We start from the raw sequence: 2,799 nt of genomic DNA on the forward strand, positions 1-2,799 counted from the left end.
GCACCCGTGGCCGCTGCGTCGACCGGTCACCGAGCAGCTTGCGGGTGGCCTCCAGCCCGTCCATGACCGGCATCCGCACGTCCATCAGCACCACGCCGCCTCGTCGGCTTCACGCTGGGCGTCGGCCGGGAACTCCTCGGGCAGGCCGAGCTCGCGGCGCAACGCGCCGAAGTCGATGCGGGGCGCGAGTACGCGTCGGATGACCACGGGTCAATCCTGACAGCGCCACGGGTGATCCGCTTCCGGTGACCGGCCGGAAATCCGCCCGCTCAGGGGATGCTCCGCGCTCAGCCGGTCGCCTTGCGGGCGGCGCTGCGGGCCCCCCTGGGGGCGGTGGCTCGGGCGGCGACCGGGCGGGCCGGCGACTTGCGGGCGGTCACCTTGCGGGCCGGGGCCTTGGCCGCGACGGTCTTCTTCGCCGGTGCCTTCTTCGCCGCCGCCTTACGGGCGGTGGTCGACGAGGTACCCGACACCTTCGCGGCCGGGGCCTTCTTGGCCGGAGCCTTGCGGGCGCCGCCGCTGGGGCGGGTCGACGCGGTCTTCTTCGCCGCCGCCGTCTTCTTCGTCGCTGCCTTCTTGGCGGCGGACGCCGTGGTCGCCACCTTCCGCGCCGGGGCCTTCGCCGCGGTGGTGGTCCTGCGCGCCGGGGCCTTCGCCGCGGTGGTGGTCCTGCGCGCCGAGGCCTTCGCGGCGGTGGTGGTCTTCTTCGCCGCGCTCGCTGTCTTCTTCGCCGCGCCTGTGGTCTTCTTCGCGGCGGTGGTCGTCTTGCGCGCGGTGGACGCCGGGGCCCGCTTGGCGGCGGCGGTCGTCTTGCGGGTGGTGGTCGAGGCCTTCGCGGGGGCCTTCTTGGCCGCTGCTGTGCTCTTGGTCGTGGTCTTCTTCGCGGGGGCCTTCGTAGCCGCCGTGGTGGTCTTCCTGGCCGGGGCGCGGCCCGCCCCGCCGGCGGCCTTGCGGGCCGGTGCCTTCGCGGCAGCCGTGGTGGACTTGCGCACGGGGGTGGTCCGGCTCGCCGCGGTGTTCCGCTCCGCCGCGGCGGTCTTCTTCGCGGTGGTGCGTCGGGCGGCCGGGCGCTTGGTGGCCTGCTGTGCTTCGGCCATCGTGGTTCCCTCCTTGGGGGACGTGCTCTCGCGTGCGTCCTCGCGGAGCACGAAAACCTCGGCGCGAGCCGTCCCGCGCCGCCTATCTGTCGTCCCCGGCCCAACGAGCGTCCTCGGCATCCCACGCCTCGTTCCGCTCCTGCACTCGTTGCAGGGCGTTCTCCGCGTCGGCCGCCGAGTCGTACGGACCGAGAACGTGCTTCGCCGGACACACGTTGGAGTCCGTCTCGACCCGGTGATGCCGGGTGCACCAGTAGAACTGCCCACCACGTCCGCTGTCGCTCATGGGAATCACTGTGCACCGCGAACCGGCCGGCCGCCACCGGATCGCACAAGTCGCCGACGATCTCCACAGTAGATATGCATTGCGTTCGTCGGGCCGAAATGGCGAAACGCGTGGGACTGGAACACCAGAAGACGCGCAGGTGAGCCCCGCTGTGGGCACCTCTATGATCGCGGGATGGCGATACCGGACTACATCCTGGGGTTGCGTAAGCACGTCGGCCACGACCTGCTCTGGCTGCCGAGCGTCAGCGCGGTGGTCCGCAACGAGGCCGGTGAGCTGCTGCTCGGTCAACGCGCCGACGACGGGCGGTGGTCGGTGATCAGCGGTTTCGTCGAGCCGGGCGAGCAGCCGGCCACCGCGCTGGTCCGCGAGGTGCGCGAGGAGACGGGCGTGGACGTGGCGCCGGTGCGGATGTCCAGTGCCGTGTCGCACCCGCACACGTACCCGAACGGGGACCGCTGTGAATACCTGAACATGGGGTTCCTGTGCCGGGTGATCGGCGGCACCGCCCGGGTCAACGACGACGAGTCGTTGGCCGTGCGGTGGTTCCCGTTGGACCGGCTGCCCGAGCTGGACAAGCACGCCCTGCTGGTCATCGCGTACGCGTTGCGCGAGAAGCAGGTGGCCGGTTACCTGGAGCCGGGTACGACGTGGGACGACGTACCCGACTGAGGTTCACGCCGGGGTCGGCGCGAGGGCGACCGGCTCGGCGGGGGCCGATCGGGCCGCCCGGATGGTGTACGCGAGCGCGTACGGTGTGCAGGCCAGGTAGAGCATGGGTTCCGCCCGCACCTCGTTGATGACGATGTGGAAGATCTCCCACGAGATGGTGGGTCGGGGCAGGCTGATGTTCCATTCCGTCCAGGTGGCGAGGAGCCACAGCGGTGAGGAGATCCAGTCGACGCCGCCCAGTGGCGTCGGACTGCTGACGGGGCCGGCGCGACGGCCCGCCGCGATGACGTCGACGACGGCGAGAATCACCGCGAGGTCGGCGGCGGCGAGTGCGCCGAGGATGCCCACCCACCAGGCCACCCGGAGGCGGTTGCGGGAGGCGAGGCTCGCCGCGGCCCAGAGGGCCAGCGTCAGGCCGGCCAACCAGAGCAGCAGCCCGGGTACGAAGGTGACCGGGTGGTCCGGGGAGATGGCAGAGAGGAACACGACACCGACCGCGCCGATGGGAAGCACCACGCCGAGCGCGATGCGTAGCGGGCCGTCGAGTGCGGTGTGCCGGGCCCAGCGCGCGGCGAACACCGCCAGCAGCACCGCCAACCCGATGGTGAGTGCCGTCCAGATCGGCTTCTGCACCCGCTGGGACCAGTCCTGGGTCACCATCCGCTCGATCGGCATCGAGGCGAGCACGAAGACATCGGTGGGGCGCACCGGGGCCAGCTCGTAGAGGCGGTGCGCGACGGCCGG

Annotated in this window: 5 protein-coding genes; 1 reads left to right on the forward strand and 4 read right to left on the reverse strand. The window is 71.8% G+C overall.

What is annotated here, in order from left to right; all coding sequences use genetic code 11:
• Positions 1–84: 84 nt before the first annotated feature.
• From ABZ749_RS33210 to ABZ749_RS33220, 3 genes are all read right to left on the reverse strand, one after another.
• Positions 85–207, reverse strand: coding sequence for a hypothetical protein (locus ABZ749_RS33210; protein ID WP_357234914.1), 123 nt, complete (start codon positions 205–207; stop codon positions 85–87).
• A gap of 80 nt (positions 208–287) precedes the next feature.
• Positions 288–1,097: a histone gene (locus ABZ749_RS33215; RefSeq protein ID WP_357234906.1), complete on the reverse strand. Its 810-nt coding sequence runs from the start codon at positions 1,095–1,097 to the stop codon at positions 288–290.
• Between the two features lie 82 nt (positions 1,098–1,179).
• On the reverse strand, positions 1,180–1,383 hold the full coding sequence (locus tag ABZ749_RS33220) for a hypothetical protein (protein ID WP_091409533.1): 204 nt from the start codon (positions 1,381–1,383) through the stop codon (positions 1,180–1,182).
• A 174-nt stretch (positions 1,384–1,557) separates the two neighbouring features.
• Between ABZ749_RS33220 and ABZ749_RS33225 the strand changes: the two genes are divergently transcribed.
• Positions 1,558–2,055 carry an NUDIX domain-containing protein gene (locus ABZ749_RS33225; protein WP_357234909.1) on the forward strand — a complete coding sequence of 166 codons (498 nt, stop codon included), beginning with the start codon at positions 1,558–1,560 and terminating at the stop codon, positions 2,053–2,055.
• A gap of 3 nt (positions 2,056–2,058) precedes the next feature.
• On the opposite strand, the gene ABZ749_RS33230 is transcribed toward ABZ749_RS33225, so the two are convergent.
• A partial coding sequence (locus ABZ749_RS33230; RefSeq protein WP_357234911.1) for a hypothetical protein occupies positions 2,059–2,799 on the reverse strand: 741 nt, incomplete at its 5' end.

This window comes from Micromonospora sp. NPDC047753, assembly GCF_040642735.1.
Lineage (GTDB): Bacteria > Actinomycetota > Actinomycetes > Mycobacteriales > Micromonosporaceae > Micromonospora.

Bases quoted from the DNA above. Each gene is read 5' to 3' on its own strand.
- ABZ749_RS33220 (WP_091409533.1), bottom strand. From the start codon at position 1,383: ATGAGCGACAGCGGACGTGGTGGGCAGTTCTACTGGTGCACCCGGCAT.
- ABZ749_RS33225 (WP_357234909.1), top strand. From the start codon at position 1,558: ATGGCGATACCGGACTACATCCTGGGGTTGCGTAAGCACGTCGGCCAC.
- ABZ749_RS33215 (WP_357234906.1), bottom strand. From the start codon at position 1,097: ATGGCCGAAGCACAGCAGGCCACCAAGCGCCCGGCCGCCCGACGCACC.